The organism is Burkholderia sp. AU39826, from assembly GCF_020419965.1.
Lineage (GTDB): Bacteria > Pseudomonadota > Gammaproteobacteria > Burkholderiales > Burkholderiaceae > Burkholderia > Burkholderia semiarida.
Genome location: NZ_JAIZQG010000006.1, coordinates 184,749 through 201,937 on the forward strand (window position 1 = coordinate 184,749; position 17,189 = coordinate 201,937).

General features: G+C 62.9%; 19 protein-coding genes, 2 tRNA genes and 1 pseudogene. 8 read left to right on the forward strand and 14 right to left on the reverse strand.

Annotated elements, in window-relative coordinates:
- Positions 1 to 434 precede the first annotated feature (434 nt).
- The 3 genes from LGM42_RS14710 to LGM42_RS14720 form a co-directional block, all read right to left on the reverse strand.
- Positions 435 to 797, reverse strand: a complete 363-nt coding sequence (locus LGM42_RS14710; RefSeq protein WP_059574313.1) for an aegerolysin family protein — start codon at positions 795 to 797, stop codon at positions 435 to 437.
- A 629-nt stretch (positions 798 to 1,426) separates the two neighbouring features.
- A tRNA-Arg gene (locus LGM42_RS14715) sits at positions 1,427 to 1,503 on the reverse strand.
- 192 nt (positions 1,504 to 1,695) lie between these two features.
- Complete coding sequence (locus LGM42_RS14720) at positions 1,696 to 2,526, reverse strand: undecaprenyl-diphosphate phosphatase (RefSeq protein WP_060318093.1); 831 nt, start codon at positions 2,524 to 2,526, stop codon at positions 1,696 to 1,698.
- Between the two features lie 479 nt (positions 2,527 to 3,005).
- Between LGM42_RS14720 and LGM42_RS14725 the strand changes: the two genes are divergently transcribed.
- The 5 genes from LGM42_RS14725 to LGM42_RS14745 all read left to right on the forward strand — a co-directional run bounded on the left by LGM42_RS14725 (position 3,006) and on the right by LGM42_RS14745 (position 8,525).
- Positions 3,006 to 3,917 (forward strand): aldose epimerase, encoded by a 912-nt coding sequence (locus LGM42_RS14725; protein ID WP_226232564.1) that lies wholly within the window; start codon positions 3,006 to 3,008, stop codon positions 3,915 to 3,917.
- A gap of 132 nt (positions 3,918 to 4,049) precedes the next feature.
- Positions 4,050 to 4,751: a peptidoglycan DD-metalloendopeptidase family protein gene (locus tag LGM42_RS14730; RefSeq protein WP_226232565.1), complete on the forward strand. Its 702-nt coding sequence runs from the start codon at positions 4,050 to 4,052 to the stop codon at positions 4,749 to 4,751.
- Between the two features lie 368 nt (positions 4,752 to 5,119).
- The gene (locus LGM42_RS14735; RefSeq protein WP_060318088.1) at positions 5,120 to 6,739 is read left to right on the forward strand and encodes an acyl-CoA synthetase; all 1,620 of its coding nucleotides are present in this window, start codon (positions 5,120 to 5,122) and stop codon (positions 6,737 to 6,739) included.
- Between the two features lie 72 nt (positions 6,740 to 6,811).
- Complete coding sequence (locus LGM42_RS14740; protein WP_060318085.1) at positions 6,812 to 7,135, forward strand: DUF2288 domain-containing protein; 324 nt, start codon at positions 6,812 to 6,814, stop codon at positions 7,133 to 7,135.
- A gap of 10 nt (positions 7,136 to 7,145) precedes the next feature.
- Positions 7,146 to 8,525 carry an MATE family efflux transporter gene (locus LGM42_RS14745; RefSeq protein WP_226232566.1) on the forward strand — a complete coding sequence of 460 codons (1,380 nt, stop codon included), beginning with the start codon at positions 7,146 to 7,148 and terminating at the stop codon, positions 8,523 to 8,525.
- Between the two features lie 18 nt (positions 8,526 to 8,543).
- Here the strand turns inward: LGM42_RS14745 and LGM42_RS14750 are convergent, their stop codons facing one another.
- On the reverse strand, positions 8,544 to 8,720 hold the full coding sequence (locus LGM42_RS14750) for a hypothetical protein (protein ID WP_089464674.1): 177 nt from the start codon (positions 8,718 to 8,720) through the stop codon (positions 8,544 to 8,546).
- Between the two features lie 136 nt (positions 8,721 to 8,856).
- On the opposite strand from LGM42_RS14750, the gene LGM42_RS14755 reads away from it, so the two are divergent.
- Positions 8,857 to 9,027, forward strand: coding sequence for a hypothetical protein (locus LGM42_RS14755; protein WP_167351607.1), 171 nt, complete (start codon positions 8,857 to 8,859; stop codon positions 9,025 to 9,027).
- Between the two features lie 201 nt (positions 9,028 to 9,228).
- Here the strand turns inward: LGM42_RS14755 and LGM42_RS14760 are convergent, their stop codons facing one another.
- Both LGM42_RS14760 and sixA read right to left on the reverse strand, forming a co-directional pair.
- Entirely contained in the window at positions 9,229 to 10,035 is an 807-nt protein-coding gene (locus LGM42_RS14760) for a GNAT family N-acetyltransferase (RefSeq protein WP_059573855.1), read from the reverse strand.
- 170 nt (positions 10,036 to 10,205) lie between these two features.
- On the reverse strand, positions 10,206 to 10,667 hold the full coding sequence (sixA, locus tag LGM42_RS14770; protein ID WP_059573856.1) for a phosphohistidine phosphatase SixA: 462 nt from the start codon (positions 10,665 to 10,667) through the stop codon (positions 10,206 to 10,208).
- Positions 10,668 to 10,828: 161 nt separating this feature from the next.
- On the opposite strand from sixA, the gene LGM42_RS14775 reads away from it, so the two are divergent.
- Positions 10,829 to 10,905, forward strand: a tRNA-Pro gene (locus tag LGM42_RS14775).
- A gap of 160 nt (positions 10,906 to 11,065) precedes the next feature.
- Here the strand turns inward: LGM42_RS14775 and LGM42_RS14780 are convergent.
- The 6 genes and pseudogenes from LGM42_RS14780 to tnpC form a co-directional block, all read right to left on the reverse strand.
- On the reverse strand, positions 11,066 to 11,290 hold the full coding sequence (locus tag LGM42_RS14780; protein WP_226232567.1) for a hypothetical protein: 225 nt from the start codon (positions 11,288 to 11,290) through the stop codon (positions 11,066 to 11,068).
- A 40-nt stretch (positions 11,291 to 11,330) separates the two neighbouring features.
- Positions 11,331 to 11,618, reverse strand: coding sequence for a PAAR domain-containing protein (locus LGM42_RS14785; RefSeq protein ID WP_226232568.1), 288 nt, complete (start codon positions 11,616 to 11,618; stop codon positions 11,331 to 11,333).
- Between the two features lie 443 nt (positions 11,619 to 12,061).
- Positions 12,062 to 13,366 carry a sel1 repeat family protein gene (locus tag LGM42_RS14790; protein ID WP_413227415.1) on the reverse strand — a complete coding sequence of 435 codons (1,305 nt, stop codon included), beginning with the start codon at positions 13,364 to 13,366 and terminating at the stop codon, positions 12,062 to 12,064.
- A 2-nt stretch (positions 13,367 to 13,368) separates the two neighbouring features.
- Positions 13,369 to 14,082, reverse strand: a complete 714-nt coding sequence (locus tag LGM42_RS14795; protein WP_226232570.1) for a phospholipase D-like domain-containing protein — start codon at positions 14,080 to 14,082, stop codon at positions 13,369 to 13,371.
- Between the two features lie 42 nt (positions 14,083 to 14,124).
- Positions 14,125 to 14,721, reverse strand: coding sequence for a plasmid pRiA4b ORF-3 family protein (locus tag LGM42_RS14800; protein WP_226232571.1), 597 nt, complete (start codon positions 14,719 to 14,721; stop codon positions 14,125 to 14,127).
- A gap of 38 nt (positions 14,722 to 14,759) precedes the next feature.
- A pseudogene (gene tnpC / locus LGM42_RS14805) lies at positions 14,760 to 16,287 on the reverse strand (IS66 family transposase).
- Here tnpC and LGM42_RS14810 point away from each other — a divergent pair.
- The gene (locus LGM42_RS14810) at positions 16,219 to 16,428 is read left to right on the forward strand and encodes a hypothetical protein (RefSeq protein WP_226232596.1); all 210 of its coding nucleotides are present in this window, start codon (positions 16,219 to 16,221) and stop codon (positions 16,426 to 16,428) included. The pseudogene tnpC and the gene LGM42_RS14810 sit on opposite strands and share 69 nt — an antisense overlap.
- Here LGM42_RS14810 and tnpB read toward each other — a convergent pair.
- Together tnpB and tnpA are read right to left on the reverse strand one after the other, a co-directional pair.
- Complete coding sequence (gene tnpB / locus LGM42_RS14815) at positions 16,347 to 16,598, reverse strand: IS66 family insertion sequence element accessory protein TnpB (RefSeq protein ID WP_413227416.1); 252 nt, start codon at positions 16,596 to 16,598, stop codon at positions 16,347 to 16,349. The genes LGM42_RS14810 and tnpB overlap by 82 nt on opposite strands.
- A gap of 82 nt (positions 16,599 to 16,680) precedes the next feature.
- A complete protein-coding gene (tnpA, locus tag LGM42_RS14820; RefSeq protein WP_006477754.1) occupies positions 16,681 to 17,076 on the reverse strand; it encodes an IS66-like element accessory protein TnpA in 396 nt (131 codons plus the stop codon).
- Positions 17,077 to 17,189 lie beyond the last annotated feature (113 nt).

Below are 17,189 nucleotides of genomic sequence, written 5' to 3' on the forward strand. Positions count from 1 at the left end.
TCGGGGGCGCCCGGTTCGATGTCGATGTCCTCGACAACTAGTGCGCTGTGCCGTGTCCGTGACGATGGATGAATACGCGCCAGCGTTTCGGGTTGACTGCCGCGATTCGGTCCAGTTGGAATAAGCAAAGGAATGCAAAACAAATGGACGAGGCTGATGCGGTTCGTCCGTGCGGTGTCTATCGACCGATGGGATGATTTCCGGCACGACGGTAGCAATGGAGTTCATCTACCTTGGATATGACATCGGTTTCCGATGCAATCTCCCGCTCTCAAGCCGTGATCCTTCAACTCGTGCGTCAAGTTTCAGAGGCCGCGCGCTCCGCTTAATACTGATCATCGGCTTCCCCCGCACTCCGTCAGCCTACTCCTGGGATACAGACTCCTGGCCGTCATTCGCGCCCATCGGAATGGGCGCGAGCCGATCACACCAAGTCAGGCCTGCTTGATGTAGAAAGTGACCGTCGCATTGTCTCCTGAGCCTCCGTCGTAACCGACTTTGTAACCGGCAGCGCTTACGGTTATCGAGTATCCGTTTCCGCCGTAATACGGGTTGTCCCAGTAGATCCGCAAGTTTTCGATACCGCCACCGTCGGCAAATTGATATTGAAGCTTCCCCTCGGTTCCGGTCATGAAGCCGTCGGAATCGCTCTCCCATTCCCCCGTTTGTCCATTCGGGATCTTCTCCGGCGGGTACGTGACCCATTCGCCATGCAGCAGATTGATCGATGCCGAGTCCAGAAACAACGTGCTGCCCGAGTTGTTTTGCAGCTTCACAACAGTGCTTCGTGCGGACATTTCGTTCTCCACAATAAAGTGTGATTACGCATCGCAGCCGTTTTTTAATGCATACCCCGCAATGCATTTCAAACATAGAACGCGAACATCGGCACCGAAAGCTGATACTTATGACAGTCGAATTTTATGGAATAGCTTAAGAAATTATTCAAACAATTGTGACATCAAAAATCACAACGTAAAAACCACAAAAATAGAATCGAGCAGCATTTGATTCGCAAAATTAACCGCATTGCTTCCTTAAAAATCGCACGAAACACCACGGTTTCATGACAACGACACCGCGCCGCGTTGAGAGCATGGCACTTCAGGTGTCAAACGGTTCGCTGCGGGAGACCAACCGTGAATGGGCACTGGCAAGCGCTTGTGGCTGGCCCAGCTCCACTTTCGTGACAATCCCGCCCTGTGGATACGAAATCTGCGGCCCTGTCTTGGTGGTGTCGTGCGACCGGCTCGACATTGCGGCGTACGGCGCCATCAAAATAAGCATTTGTCAGTGAAAACTTCCGGTCTCACATGGATTTGTTGTGTTCCGGACTGACTGCAAACATCTACACGCTGCCTACAAGAGCATACCGACAGACGACGATGGGAAATTTGAAAGCCATCAGCCAACGCGCTGATTTCATTGGCCCGCCCTACACGATTCGAACGTGTGACCTACGGCTTAGAAGGCCGTTGCTCTATCCAACTGAGCTAAGGGCGGTCGGGGAGAAAAGACACGGCCGGACACGGAGCGGCATTCGGCATCGGGCTTTTGAGTAACGAAGCAGCAGCAACACCGCCCACTGCCCCACGACAACTCAAACCCCCGAAACAAAACGGGTCCGGCACGAAGCCGAGCCCGAAATTATACCCGATCATCGCGCCGGATCACGCGATACGGGCGCCCGCCGCATCAAACCGGCTGCGGATGCAGCATGAACCAGCCGAGGCAGACCGCCCCGGCGATCACGCAATACACGCCGAACGACGCGAGCCGGCCGCGCCCTTCGAAATAGCGCATCAGGAACCGCACGCTCAGGTACGCGGCGATCGCCGTCAGCACGCCGCCGAGCAGCGCATCGGCGAGCTGGTCGCGCGCATGGAACAGCTTCGGCAGTTCGAGCACGCCCGCGGCAAAGATGATCGGCGTGCCGAGCAGGAACGAGAATTCCGCCGCCTTCTCCGCCGTCAGCCCGGCCGCGTTGCCGGCGATCATCGTCAGCCCGCTGCGCGAGAAGCCCGGAATCAGCGCGCCGATCTGCGCGAGCCCGACGAAGAACGCCTGCTTGAACGTCATCTTCTCGGGCGGCTGGTGCGCGCGGCTACGCTGGATGCGATCGCCGAGCCACAGCAACACGCCGTTGACGATCAGCGCGATCGCAACGATCCGCAGGTCGTGAAACACGCGTTCGATGCGCTTCTCGAGCAGCAGCCCGACGATGCCGGTCGGGATCGTGCCGATGATCAGCGCCCACATCAGGTGCCCGTCGTCGTTCTTGCGACCGCCGAGCTGCGCGAAGAAACCGCCGATCAGCGCGATCCACCGCGCGCGGAAGTACCACAGCAGCGCCAACGCGGTACCGAGGTGGAGCGCGACGAGGAATGGCAACAGCTGCGGCGCATGCTTGTCGATGTGCATGCCGAACAGCGCCGGCACGAGCAGCGTATGGCCGAGGCTGCTGACGGGGAAGAGTTCGGTGACGCCCTGCAGGACGCTCAGGAATACCAGAAACCAGAGGCTCACGCGTCGGTCCTTTCAGTGAAGATTAAGCGGGAAGGAAGGCGGACGACGCGATGCGCGTCCTGAAAAACGCGCCCCGATTATGCCGAGCCAGGATTACCGCGCCAAGGCATTTGGCAGGATATTGCGGCAATGCACACAAACGCTTGCAATTTGTAAGCACTCAGAAAGCAAAAAGCCCGCCATTTGCATGGCGGGCCTGTCGATTTCGGCAGAAATTGCCGTCAGCGGCCGAGCTGATAGAAAAATAATACCGTGCTGCCGGTAAACATGCCGAACAGTGCGATTCCCATTGCCATTGCCAGATCCATGGCCCCCTCCACGAAGTGTCATGACCCGGCAACATCACCGGTTTAGAGGCATTATCCCGACGGTTGACAGCGTTAAAAACTCGCAATTTCCCGAGAAGGGTTTTCCCGGACCGCCCGCGGCCCGATAATGGAATGCACGTTGCTCCCCTCACCCGCCCAACCCGATTCGCCATGCCGATCTTCCAGCAACACGACATTCACGAACTTCATGCCGGCCCGTCGCTCGTCCGGGTCGCCCCACAATTCGGCGGCCGCCTGCTGTCCTGGCACGTCGATGGCGAACCGGTGATCTTCTGGCCGGAAACCGCCGACTGGAGCAATCTCGCCCGCGTGCGCGGCGGCAATCCGCTGCTGTTCCCGTTCCTCGGCCGCCACCGCGTCGACGGTGAAATCGGCCGCTGGCGCGATGCCGCCGGCGTGGTCCGCGACCTGCCGATGCACGGTTTCGCGCGCGATCTGCCGTTCGATGCACACCCGTCGGCCGACGGCGCCGCGCTGTCGATGACGCTCGACGCGAACGACGCGCTGCGCGCGAGCTACCCGTTCGATTTCCGGTTCGAAACGACCTACCGGCTGGCCGACGCGCATACCCTCGACGTCGCGCTGACGACGACCAATCGCGGCGACACGCCGCTGCCTTACTACGCCGGCCACCATTTCTACTTTGCGCTGCCGCACGGCGAGCGGGCCGAGACCTTCCTCGAATTGCCGCCCACCCACCGTTGCCACCAGCGTGCGGACGGCTCGATCAGCCCGCTCGAACCGGGCGAGGCCCGTTACCGTCTCGACGATGCGGACATCCTCGACCGTTTCCACTGCCTCGACGGCGAACCGTCCACGCCGGTGCGCATCGTGATGCCGGGCCGCCGCCGCACGATCGAGATCGCGCTGGACCTGCCGGGCTCGATCCCGTGGTACGCGGTCACGACGTGGACCGAAAAACCGGATTCCGACTTCTATTGCGTCGAGCCGTGGCTCGGTCTGCCCGATGCGATCCACAACGGCCGCGGGCTGCGCATGCTCGCGCCGGGCGCGACGGAAACGGCGACGCTGCGGATCCGCGTGATCCCGCTCGCCGGCTGATTCGACACGCATCGGACCGGGCCGCTGCGGCCGCGCCCGCAGCCGAAACTGCGGCGTGCGGGTCGAACCCGTTAAAATCGGACGTTTTGTGTTGCCTGCCGCGTCACGCGCGGCAGGGTTTTGCGAGGTTCAATGTTCGGAACAACAACGAAGCGACTCTTCGCAGCCGCCTGCGCCGCCCTGCTCGTCGCGTGCGGCTCCGCACCCGTCGGCCCCGGGTTCTATCGCGTCGAGCGTGGCGACACGCTGTACAAGATCGCGCGCGCGAACCGCACGTCGGTCCAGAGCATCGTGCGCTGGAACCAGATGACGAACCCCGATGCGATCGAAGTCGGGCAGGTGCTGCGCGTCGCGCCGCCGCCCGGCTCGGCCACCGCATCGACGCCGTCGACCACCGGCACGGGCAGCGCGGGCCGCGCGCGGCCGGCTCCGCCCGCGCCGGTCGAATCGGCGGTGAAGCCGGCCACGAGCATTGCGCTGATCTGGCCGGCGGCCGGCAACGTGGTGCGCACGTTCGATGGCTCGAAATCGAAGGGCATCGACATCGCGAACTCGCCGGGCACGCCGGTGGTGGCGGCCGCGCCGGGCGTCGTGGTCTACGCCGGTAACGGGCTGCGCGGCTACGGCAACCTGATCATCCTGAAGCACAACGCCGATTACCTGACGGCCTACGCGCACAACCGCGCGCTGCTGGTGAAGGAAGGCCAGTCGGTCACGCAAGGGCAATCGATCGCGGAGATGGGCAACAGCGACAGCGATCGCGTCGCGCTGCATTTCGAACTGCGCTATGGCGGCCGCTCGATCGATCCGTCACGCTACCTGCCGGCGCGTTGAGCGCACGGCACACGACACACGATGCCGGCGCGCATCGCGTGTCGTGACGGATAAAACGGAAAAAATCGAGTCAGCGCTTGCGCAGACGTCCGGTGAAACGGCCGGACAACGGATCGACGTGGCGGGCAAACGCCACCAGCCCGCCGATTCCAATCAGGCTGAACCCCGCAGCTATCAGAAGCAAATCCATGATCACACCACTGTTTTGTCTTGATCTTATGCGTCATTGTGGAATCGTGCACTGAGCCCCGCCTATTGGACGAGTCCGAACATTCCCTATCAGCAAACACCATTGTGGATGCGTCCGAGTGAAATCCTGATGTAAGCCGTTCACCCAGCGCCACGTTCGACACCCAGGAGACCATGCGATGCTGCCCGCCGCCGACCGCTACGACCTGCTCCTCTCCCGCTTCCGGTGGGACATTCCGGCGCGCTACAACATCGGCGTGGACGTGTGCGACAAATGGGCCGACGGCAGCGGACGCATCGCGCTGATCCACGAAACGGCGCAAGGCGACGTTTCCCGCATCACGTTCGACGAACTGAAGCATGCTTCTAATCGGCTCGCGAACAGCTTTGCGCGCGCGGGCCTGCGGCGCGGCGACCGGATCGGCATCTTTCTCGCGCAAGGCCCTGAAACGGCCGTCGCCCATCTCGCCGCGTACAAGTTCGGCGCGATCGCGGTACCGCTCTTCACGCTGTTCGGCGTCGACGCGCTGGAGTACCGGCTCGCGAACAGCGAGGCGGCCGCGCTCGTCACCGACGCGGCCGGCTACGCGAAGATCGCGCCGCTGCGCGCGCAGTTGCCGGCGCTGCATACCGTCTACTGCATCGGCGACGATGCGCCCGACACGCCCGGCGTGCTCCGCTACGACGCGGCGCTCGCCGCCGAAGCGCCGGATTTCGTGCCGGCGGATACGGCCGCCGACGATCCGGCCGTGATCATCTACACGTCCGGCACGACGGGCAAACCGAAAGGCGCGCTGCACGCGCATCGCGTGCTGCTCGGCCACTTGCCGGGCGTCGAGATGTCGCAGCAGTGCTTCCCGCGCGACGCACGCCTGTTCTGGACGCCCGCCGACTGGGCATGGATCGGCGGGCTGCTCGACGTGCTGCTGCCGTCATGGCATCACGGCGTGCCGGTGCTCGCACGTCGCTTCGAGAAATTCGACGGCGAAGCCGCGTTCGCGCTGATGGCGCGGCACGGCGTCACCCACGCGTTCCTGCCGCCCACCGCGCTGAAGCTGATGCGCGCCGTCTCGGCGCCGCGCGAACGCTACGCGCTGTCGCTGAAATCGGTCGCAAGCGGCGGCGAATCGCTCGGCACCGAACTGACGGCGTGGGGCCGCGACGCGCTCGGCGTGACAATCAACGAGTTCTACGGGCAAACCGAGTGCAACATGGTGCTGTCGTCGTGCGCGGCGCTGTTCGATGCGCAGCCCGGCGCGATCGGCAAGGCGGTGCCCGGTCACACGGTCGCGATCGTCGATGCGGACGGCACGCCGCTGCCGCCGGGCGTCGAGGGCCGCATCGCGGTGCGCCGCCCCGACCCGGTGATGTTTCTCGAATACTGGCGCAACCCCGCCGCGACGCGCGACAAGTTCGCGGGCGACTACCTGCTCACCGGCGATACGGGCACCATCGACGCCGACGGTTTCGTGCGCTTCGTCGGCCGCGACGACGACGTGATCACGAGCGCCGGTTACCGGATCGGCCCGGGGCCGATCGAGGACTGCCTGCTCACGCATCCGGCGGTGCGAATGGCGGCCGTCGTCGGCGTGCCCGACGCGACGCGTACCGAGATCGTCAAGGCGTTCGTCGTGCTGAACCCTGGCCACGTCGGCGACGACGCCCTCGTGAGCGCGCTGCAGGCACATGTGCGCACGCGGCTCGCCGCGCACGAGTATCCGCGCGCGATCGCGTTCGTCGACAGCCTGCCGATGACCGCGACCGGCAAGATCGTGCGCCGCGCGCTGCGCGACGCATGAGCCGCCCGCCCGCGCTCGGCCCTCCCGACCGGATGGTTTATAGTGGCGCCACGCAGTCTTTCCAAGAAACCGATGTCCTCTGATCAACACCCCGCCACGGGCGCGTCGCACAGCCCGCTCTACGCCAAACTCCTCGGCGAAACCGCCAAGATCGACTGGTGCGATCTCGAACGCTTCTTCGCGCAGGGCAAGCTGCTGTCGATCGCGCGCGACCTCGATCTCGTGAGCGTCGCCGAAGCAGTCGCCAACGACGATGCCGAACAGGTCACGCGCTGGCTGTCATCCGGCCTCGTCGCGCGCATGCCGGCCGAAACGGCTGCCGACTACGCCGCACGCAATCCGGAGCTGTGGGCCGTCGTCGTCTCGCCGTGGGTGTGCGTGCAGGAACGCGCCTGACGCGCCCGCCATGTCCGGATCCGCGGTACCGCACGGGGCCGGCAGCGCGTCGGCCGCCGTCACGCATCGGCGCGTCCTCGCGCTCGCGTTCCCGATCGTCGTCGCGAACCTGACCCAGCCGATCCTCGGCGCCGTCGACACGGCCGTCGCCGGCCACCTCGACGGCGCGCAGTATCTCGGCGGCGTCGCGCTCGGCGGGCTCTTCTTCAATTTCGTGTTCTGGGGCTTCGGCTTCCTGCGGATGGGGACGACCGGGCTCGTCGCGCAGGCGCATGGCGCCGGTGACGCCGCCGGGATCCGCCTGAACCTGCTGCGCGCGCTGATCGTCGCGTTCGCGCTCGGCGCCGCGGTGCTTGCGCTGCAGGTGCCGCTGCTGTCGTTCGCGCTGTCCGCGTTCGGCGGCAGCGATGCCGTCCGCGCGACAGCGCTCGCATACAGCCACGCGCGGATCTGGAGCGCGCCGTTCGCGCTCGCGAACTACGTGGTGCTCGGCTACCTGCTCGGCGTGCAGCGCGTGCGGCTCGCGCTCGTCGCGCAGGTGTTCATCAACGCGGTGAACATCGGCGCCGTGCTGCTCTACGTGTACGGCTTCGGCTGGGGTATCGCCGGCATCGGCGCCGCCACCGCCACCGCGGACGCATGCGGCTTCGCACTCGGCGCGTGGATGCTGTGGCGGCTGCGGCCGAGCGGCCTTGCGCCGCTCGCGATGCGCACGCTTGCCGACCGCGTCGCGCTCAAGCGGCTGATCGCGCTCAACCGCGACATCTTCCTGCGCACGCTGTGCCTGCTCGGCGCCTTCGGGTGGTTCGCGCATCTCGGCGCGAAACAGGGCGACGCGACGCTCGCCGCGAACGCGCTGCTGCTGAATTTCCAGACGTTCATGGCGTATGGCCTCGACGGCTTCGCGCATGCGGCCGAGGCGCTCGTCGGCGCGGCGGCCGGCGCGCGCGACCGCCGCGCATTTCGGCAAGCCGTACGCGTCACACTGTTCTGGTCGGCACTCGGCGCGCTGCTGTTCGCGCTCGTTTACTGGGCGGCGGGTGGCTGGATCGTCGCGCGCCTGACCGATCAGGCCGAGATCCGCGCCGTCGCGCTGCGCTACCTGCCGTGGGCCGCGATCTCGCCGATCGTGTCGGTCTGGGGCTTCCTGCTCGACGGCGTGTTCATCGGCGCCACGCAGACACAATCGCTGATGCGCGCGATGGTCGTGTCCTTGTCGATCTTCATCGTGGCCACGCTCGCCGCCGTCGGACCGTTCGGCAATCACGGCCTGTGGTTCGCGCTACTGTTGTTCATGGCGGCGCGCGGTGCGACGCTCGCGCGCCACCTGCCGGCGCTGGTGCGGCGCATTGGCGCCGACCCGCCGGTCGCTTCCGCGGCCCGTGCGTGACGGCGGGGCCGCCGGCCGTTACTGCACCGGCTTCGGCGGCGGCGCGTCGAGCATCGACGGCGGCGTCATGTCGGTCGGCACGCCGTGATAGTCGGCCGGATCTTCCGGCGGGTGGCCGCGGCGCGCCTGGCGAGGATCGCTGCTGCAGGCGGCAAGGAGGGATGCGGCCAGCACGGCCAGCAGGAAACGGGTCATCAGGGAGGGCTCCGGAAAACGGCGCGCCCATCGCGCGCCGGGACCGCGCCGAGTCTAGCGGAAATCCGGTTTCGGGGTTGCGCCACGCTTGTCCTACTATGTACGCATGGCGCTGTGCCGTCGAAAGGAGGCTGCCATGTCGTCTGAGGAAATTGCGGGCCTGATCGGCCTGATCATCGGTCTGATGGTGCTGGTCGCCCTGTCGTACTTCGAGTCGCGCGAATACAAGCGCAGCCACGGAGGCGAAGGGATGATCCACCACTGGATGACGGAACACCACCTGCTCGACTGGCGGCGCAAGCACTGAGCGCGCCGCTGCCGCTCGGTCCCGCCTCGGGCCGTCGCGAACGTGCCGCTCTGCGGCACGGTGATCGTTGCGTGCCGCGGAAATTATCAGGGCCGGACATGCATGCATGGGCCGGACACACGAACGCCGTCGCGCGGCTAGCGTGCGACGGCGTTCGCTTGCGTGCGCCGCACCTGACCGGCGCGACGCGATTCGGACCGTTCAGCCCAGGAAGTGGCGGGCGTAGCGCGCGTTGATGTCCGACAGACGGAACAGCGTCAGGAAATCCGCGCAGTTGAAGTCGGGATCCCAGGCCGGGGCGCCGCAGATCTTCGCGCCGAGACGCAGATAACCCTTGATCAGCGGCGGCGGCGCGACGACGGTGCCCGTCTGCAGTTCGTCGACCGGCAACGCCGTGTGCGGGAACGCGCGATACTCGGGTGCCGTCAGCGCGCCTGCCGACAGCGACTGGTACAGGTTCGCCGCATAGTGGCCGCCATCGGCCATCGACACGCTCGCGCAGCCGAGCATCGTCTCGTAGCCGTTCTGCATCATGTACGCGCCCAGGCCGCCCCACAGCGCCATGATGACGGCGCCGCTCCGGTAGTCGCTGTGCACGCACGAGCGGCCGACCTCGACCATCTTGCCGCGCAGATGCGTGAGGCGCGACAGGTCGAATTCGCCTTCCGCGTACAGGCGGCCGACACGGGCCGCCTGGTGCGGCGGCAGCACGCGGTACGTGCCGACGACTTTCAGCGTGTCGAGATCGCGGACCAGCAGATGATCGCAATACGCGTCGAACGGATCGACGTCGAGACCGGACGGGCCGCTGACCTGCGCGCCCATCTCTTCGGCGAACACGCTGTAGCGAAGGCGCTGGGCTTCGCGCAATTCGTCTTCCGTACGCGCCCATGCGGCGCGCAGGCGATACTCCGATGTGACGGTTTCACTGGCGCGCGGCAGATGGCGCCGCGACGTGTCGAGGGGCAGCGAGGCAAAAGGGAGCGTAGGCGTCGGCAGTTCTCGCATTAGGCTTTCCTGATCGTAAGGAATAGGACGACATGCCCGCCAATGTAGTAACCGGCCGTGACCGTTATGTGGCACGACCGTGTCCGTTCAATGACGTGTCGCCGAATTGACTTTAGCAGAAAGCTTGCGAAACCGTATGATCAATCCCTTCAAACCCATTCAGGCGGGCTTTACACCAGTTCGGGCGTCAAAACCGCCCGCAACACGGCCTGCCGGCTGCCGTCGCGCGTGCGGCTCGCGAGCCACACGATTCCGCCCTTCTTGACGCTCCAGCCGTCGTCGCCGCCGGCGACGAGCTGCGCGGCGACGCTGCCGAGCGTCGGCTGGTGGCCGACGATCACGACCGTCGGCGCGATGCCTTCCGGCCAGCCGGCCGCCGTCAGCACGTCGTCGACGCTGCCGCCCGGCGCGAGCGCGTCGACGGTCCGGTACTGGTCGGTCAGCGCCTCGACGGTCTGCACGGTGCGCGCCGCCGGGCTCGCGAGAATCACGGTATTCGTCTCGAGGCGGCCGCGCAGCCATTTGGCCATCGCCTGCGCGTCCTTGCGGCCGCGCACGGTCAACTGGCGCGCGAGATCGCTCGTCGCGTAGTCTTCGGCTTCGGCGTGGCGCCACAGGATCAGGTTCATCATGATGTTCTCCTTGCGTCGGCAGGCGGCCGCACGCGAATGCCTGCGGGGCGGCCGATCATCAAGGGAATTGTCGCAAATCGTGGCAGATTCGCCGCCGCGGCATTTACCCGCATATCGTGATTGACCGAATCGGTCGTTCAACGTTATTATCTCTGGCTCGTCGGAGCGTAGCGCAGCCTGGTAGCGCATCTGATTTGGGATCAGAGGGTCGAAGGTTCGAATCCTTTCGCTCCGACCAAAGAATCAAGGGGTTAGCTGATGCTAACCCCTTTTTCGTGGGCGCAATGTCAAGCCGTTGCTACTATTTTGCTACCATCTGGGGCGACTTCCATAAGGAGGAACCACGCCCGATGGCAGCCCGTCTCATCTCCGTTCTCGATGTAGCGGATCAGCTTGGGTCACTGTTCGCTCATGTACTGCAATGCCTTGCCGAGCAAACTCGACGGCATGACGATGGACAGATGCTCGACCAGCATGTGCTCAATGACGGCGAGCACGCGGGTGCTGTACCGGGAGCGCAGTCGCTTCCACTTCGCGCGCGCTTTCCAAGACGTCGTAGCCCGCAGTTTCCCATTCGTGCGCCGCGCCACACCGAAATCAATACTTTGCCTTTTGGCCGTCATAGACGATCGACGGCACGCTCTCACTACATCTCCACGGGCATCACACGTCAACCGACATGACCCGCTGTGAGGCAACGAGCGTCGGTGGCGGGGTGCACTTGCAAATACAGAGGTCATCACTCAGCGCGACCCGCCGTCCGTCAGGCCCTGTCATTGGAAGTCGCGGACCGGCGCATTGAATCTTGCCGATCGATTTGCAAGCTGGGCAAATTACGTCGTCGTCTTCGTGCGCGATATGCCTGCCGTCCAGTTCAAACGGTGTTGCCTTCACGCTAACGGTTCCCGCAACGGTCGTATGATCGCCATCGAGAATCAGATATCGGGTCATTTTCCGTTACCTCAGTCACGTCCCGAAACGGACGAATACAGGTGTGCCATCTTCGCCACGCAGTCAGCCATGTGGAGCCACGCCTCCGATTAAAAAGGCCAATCTCGCCATCCCGACGCCCACGCACCAGCCCATCAAAAGAGGACCGATTTCCCCCGTGTACTCGCGGTCGTACTTCCAAGCTGCGATGAATAGCAACGGCACAGGTACACCGATCATCCCGATCATCTTGGGCCAATCGGCATACGGAGCGAATACCTGAAGCGCGCTGCTCACAAGGACCCAGCACGGCAGTCCCAGGACGAACAGCAACCAGCCGAACCCTATTAACGTCACGGGGTGTGCACGCCTCTTAACTTCATTCGGTTGGGTCACGTTGAGCGATCTTCCTTCTCGATTACAAAAGAGGTCATCCGCTTGTAGCCCTCCAACGGGGAACCGGATCAAGACTGATCAATGTATGCAACGAGTTCCCAAGCAACAGGGGCCATGCGCTGACGTGTACCCAGCATGCTGTCGAGGACCGCTAGCCGTCGAGGTTCATGCACGACAACGGAGGGTAACGCGTCGCCCTTAAGAAACCTGCGTTTCGCATCACCCACCTGACCGGCGTCCAGTTTCGCGCACCATACGCCATCTTCCGGACACTGCTGTCCGGTACGCGCGACGGTCCCCAACGGCACCCGCGTTGCGATGCTCGCAGGCTGATCTTCTTGCGCGGTTTTCTCCGTCTGACTTGCCAGAGGTAACCCTGTTGCAGGGTCGAGACGCTTCGCCTTCGCCATCCGATCGATGACTTCCGTCGACGGTTTCTGTGGAGGAGCTGCTGCTTCCTGCTCTTTTTGCCATTGGAACGTGCCATCCCACGGCGGAAGCTTCGCAGGGGGGAGCGGCACGATCTTGTCGATATCCGGGACCTTGGGATTGCGACCGTCGTTCGCATCGATGAACTTACCGATTGCACTGTATCGACGAGCACGCTCAGGATCGGCGGCCACCCCAATGTAGTTGAGCTTATCATTCGCTGGCGGCCCCTTGAAACCGTCCTCCAATGAAAGAGCCCCTTGCCTGTCGCCAGCCGCTGCGGCTTGCTGGAATGCTTGAAGTGCACTTGGATACCGCTGCTTTATCGTCTCGATAATTCCGAGGTTATTAGCAGCTTTACCATGCCCTTGATCGGCTGCACACTGGAACATCGCGTATGCGATGTCCGGTGCCATATTATCCGGGGCAAGGATGTCAGCAACATAGTACTGAGCTTCAGCATTTCCCAAATCTGCGGCCTTGCGGATGTATCTTCGAGCCGCCTCATCGTCTCTCTGAACCCCGTACCCATTCAGAAGATAGTGCCCAATATCATAGTAGCCGCTTGGCACACCTGCCTTGATAAGCTGTTCAGCTAGATCAACGCTTTCCTTCTCAGGATCGGGTGAAGATGCCATTCCCGACGATACTAAGATTTGCAGGTTGTGATTTGCCTTATAGTGGCCAAACGCGGCCGCGATGCGGTAGTACCTAGCGACATCGTTGAAATCCTTCGGTCCTTCCCTCTTTTCAAGGAATCGGGCGTACTGAAAAAGAGCATCCGCCTCCGGATCAAGGGGCGGCAGATGGTCGGCTTCATGCGTGCATGTGAAGGCGAGATTAAGGCGCACTGCGCTAACATCGGGCAACGGATTCATAGCACTTTCGTTCTTCGAACAGGCGGTCAGCAGGCAAACAACGGAGATGGCAACTAGTACGCGCATGATCAATCAAGCCTGCTTCGTGTTGTCGTATTGGAAGAAAAACTGACGAGCGCAGCCAAGGGCTGAAGATTGCTTCCTCGCAGGCGTTTGTTTCGATCCGTGATCTTCACCCACTGATTGAATGCGTCGGTCATGTTGTCACCTATCGCTGCACTATTGACGTCATTACCGCTCGCGGCTCCCTGCCCCTCAGACGGAGCCGGTTTCGTATGTATTGCCCACAACCTCTTCCGCAGAGCCCTGCTCACATCGCCATGCTCGTGGCAGATGTTCAACTCGCTATCCACCTCCATGCTTCGCGTGTTGATGTTTGCCGAACCATGCGTCAGAAACACGTCATCGATGACCATGATCTTGCTGTGCACATAAGTGTCCATCCACTTTCCTGCTGGAGAGTCTGGCGCAACCAGAGTACAGATCAGTGTCTTCGGCCCCGGAATATCGCCTGGAATGACTTGCCCCTTGTTATTGTCAGCAATCTTGGCATTCACGTCGTTGAGCTGCTTCTGCAAATCCTTTTTGTGCGCTTCGTTCTTTTCCAAGGCTTTGGCGATCTCAGCCTTCGAACCCGTTCCATAGGTCTGAATCAACTGCGCCGTGCTGTCAGTACCGTCAATGCTCGCCGCTAGATTGCGTCGCTGCTGCTGATACACGTCGTTCCGCTCCAACCTTGTCACGTTCGGCATCGTGTCCGCGTGTCCCAGCGATTCCATCATCCGGTATGTCGTAAGCGCCTCACCAGCACCGTCGTGACGGAGTTATCGATTACCCCATCGATTGGTCGCAAGTCGCATCAACGCGGCGTTGGCAGCACGCAAATCGAATAGCTCCGGGTCGAATCCTGGGCCGACCCATTGACGATAGTTATCCGCTTCTTCGCTGTCAGGACTGTCGCGCAACGTGGTCAGGAACGTTTCATACCCTGGCGCACCGCCGACGTCTTCCGGTGGGCAAGCGCGAGCACCATCGATCACCCTGGACTCGCCCCACGACTCGTCTGCAATCGTCTCAACGCTTTCGACCACGATCTGGTGATCCCAGCCGTCTCCGAAGTCATAGCGATAGAGAATGTGCGAGTCAGGTCGCAGGACTTTGTTCAGTTTGGTTTTCCGGTCGTCGAATGTCTTCGATCGATCCATGAACTCTAGTGCCGCATCGACATCGAACATGGCGTAGGTTTTGCCGTCGATCAGGAAGTCGTGCATGTGTGTGCTTTCCCATCCGAAGGCTGCTTGCAGAATGTGGTGTAACTTGCGCAGCGAGTCGGGCCCTTCGACTGTGATCCGGCGCCAGATAGGCGGTTGGATATACAGTAATTGCACGTGCAAGGTATAGCGCTGGAACGACTTGGCCATCTGATCTCCGAGGTCTGGGCATCAGTGGCATTATCCCTTCACGGCGTGGGAGGGGTCACCGTCCAGGGCAGCAGTTCGTCGATTCGGTTGATCGGGTGAGCGGCGATGCGCGCCAGGACATGACGCAGGTACGCCTCGGGATCGATACCATTGAGCTTGGCCGTGCCGATCAGGCTGTAAATCGCGGCCGCACGTTCGCCGCCGGAATCCGCGCCGGCGAACAGGTAGTTTCGTCGGCCCAGGGCAACGCCGCGCAGTGCCCGTTCGACCGGCAGATTGTCGATTTCCAATTGTCCGTCGTCACAGTAGCGAGTCAATGCTTCCCACCGGTTCAGGACATAGGGGATGGCCTGATTCGTGTCCGATTTGCGCGAGAGTGTTGCCAGCGCGGCGTTTAGCCACACATGGAACTGTTCGAGTAATGGTTTGGCGTTCGTCTGCCGGTGCGCTTGCCGCTCGTCTGGCGATTTGCCCCGGATCGCTTCTTCGACCTCGTAGAGCGCGCCGATGCGTTCCAGCGCTTCCTTGTTCAGCGCGTTGGGCCGCGCCGCGTACAGATCGTAGAACTTGCGCCGGGCATGCGCCCAGCAAGCCGCCTCAAGTACCTTGCCGGTCTCGTAGATCTTCTGATAGCCGCCATAGGCATCGGCCTGCAGCGTCCCCTTGAACTTGGCCAGATGCTGTTGCGGATGCTCGCCTTTGCGATCAGGGGTGTAGGCGAACCAGACTGCCGGTGGCGCCTTGTCGCCCGAGTATCGGTCATCGCGCACATAGACCCACAGCCGCCCGGTTTTCGTCTTGCCATTGCCCGGCGCGAGCACCGGAACTGGCGTATCGTCGGCGTGCAGCTTCGTGGCTGCCATTACATGCAGGCGCAGCGCATCGACCAGCAGTTGCAGTAGCTTGGCACTGTGCCCCACCCATTTCGCCGGCAACGAGCGATCCAGTTCCACGCCTTCTCGGGCGTAGATCGCCGACTGGCGGTACAACGGCAGGTGATCGTTGAACTTCGCCACGAGCACATGCGCAAGTAGTCCCGGGCCGGCCTGACCCCGTTCGATGGGGCGGCTTGGCGCTGCCGCCTGTGCGATCTGATCGCAACAGGTGCACGCCAGTTTCGGTCGAACATGGCGAATCACGCGGAAGCTGCACGTACTCCAGTTGCTCGGACACGTCTTCGCCGAGCGGCGTCATCGCGCCACCGCACGCCTTGCAGGTTTCGTCGGACTCCGGCAGGTACGTTCGTATGTCGCGCGGCAGATACTCCGGCAGCGGCTTGCGTTGTATCTGTTCCGGTACCGTGCGCGGTGCCTTGGGAATCTCGATGGGCGCAGCGCCTTCGTCGACTTCGAGATCTTCCAGTTTCAGTTCGAGCTGCTCGATCTGGCGATCCAGTTTCTCGGAGCTGCGCCCGAATGCCATACGGCGCAGCTTCGCGATCAACAGCTTCAGGTGCTCGATCTCGGCCTTGCCCGTGGCCGCCACGGCTTCGTGTGATTGGACCAGATCTTCCAGATGACCGATGCGCGCATCGCGCTCAAGCAACAAGGCTTTGAGCGCTTCGATGTCATCCGGATAGGCGTTGGCCGTGGTCAGGCCCGCAGTTTACGCGGGCGCCGGGAGGTTTACAACGCCGAACTCGGCTCGGTCGTACGCACCGGCTGCCGCCAGTCGATGCCTTCGAGCAGCATCGATAACTGGGCCTGACTCAGGCAGACCACGCCGCCATCGGCGCGCGGCCAGATGAAGCGCCCACGCTCCAGGCGTTTCATCAGCAGACACATGCCGTCGCCGCTCCTCCACAGCACTTTGACCAGATCGCCCCGCCGGCCACGAAACACGAACACGTGCCCGCTGAACGGATCTCGCTCCAGCACGGTCTGGACCTTAGCCGCCAGGCGCAGCGCATGTCGGTCACGCCTGCAGCCAACCAGACGCGAGTTCGACTCGGCAAACCGATCACGCTGCCATCCCCGGCATGCCGCGCAACATGTGCAGCACCAGCGTCAACGTACTCTCGTTCGGAGCGCCTTCGATGCGGACATGGGCGTTGCCTACGTTGATCTCAATCGCGCCGGTCGGTATCGTGGTCGGCGGCGACACCGGCACCAGCGGCGTAGTCTCGGCAAGCGGCGTCTCCACTTTCACCGGTAGCAGTCCAGCCGAATCGTATTCGCCGGCCCGCAACGAACGGCGCCATTTGAACACCAGATTCGCATTCAGGCCGTGCTCCATTGCCAGGCGCGCGACCGACACGCCGGGCTCGCATGCCAGCCTGGCCATCTCGCGCCGGAATTCGAGCGGGTGATTCGGGATGCCTTTGCGGCCAATCCTCTTTGGTGCTTCTGTTGTCAAAGTAGTCCCCGCTACTTGAAGTGGTGGGGACTACTTTGGCAATTTCTGGTCAGGCCGTCGAGACGGTGCTGGAGACTCGCTTACTGCAGACCGGACGCCACACCGGATCGGGC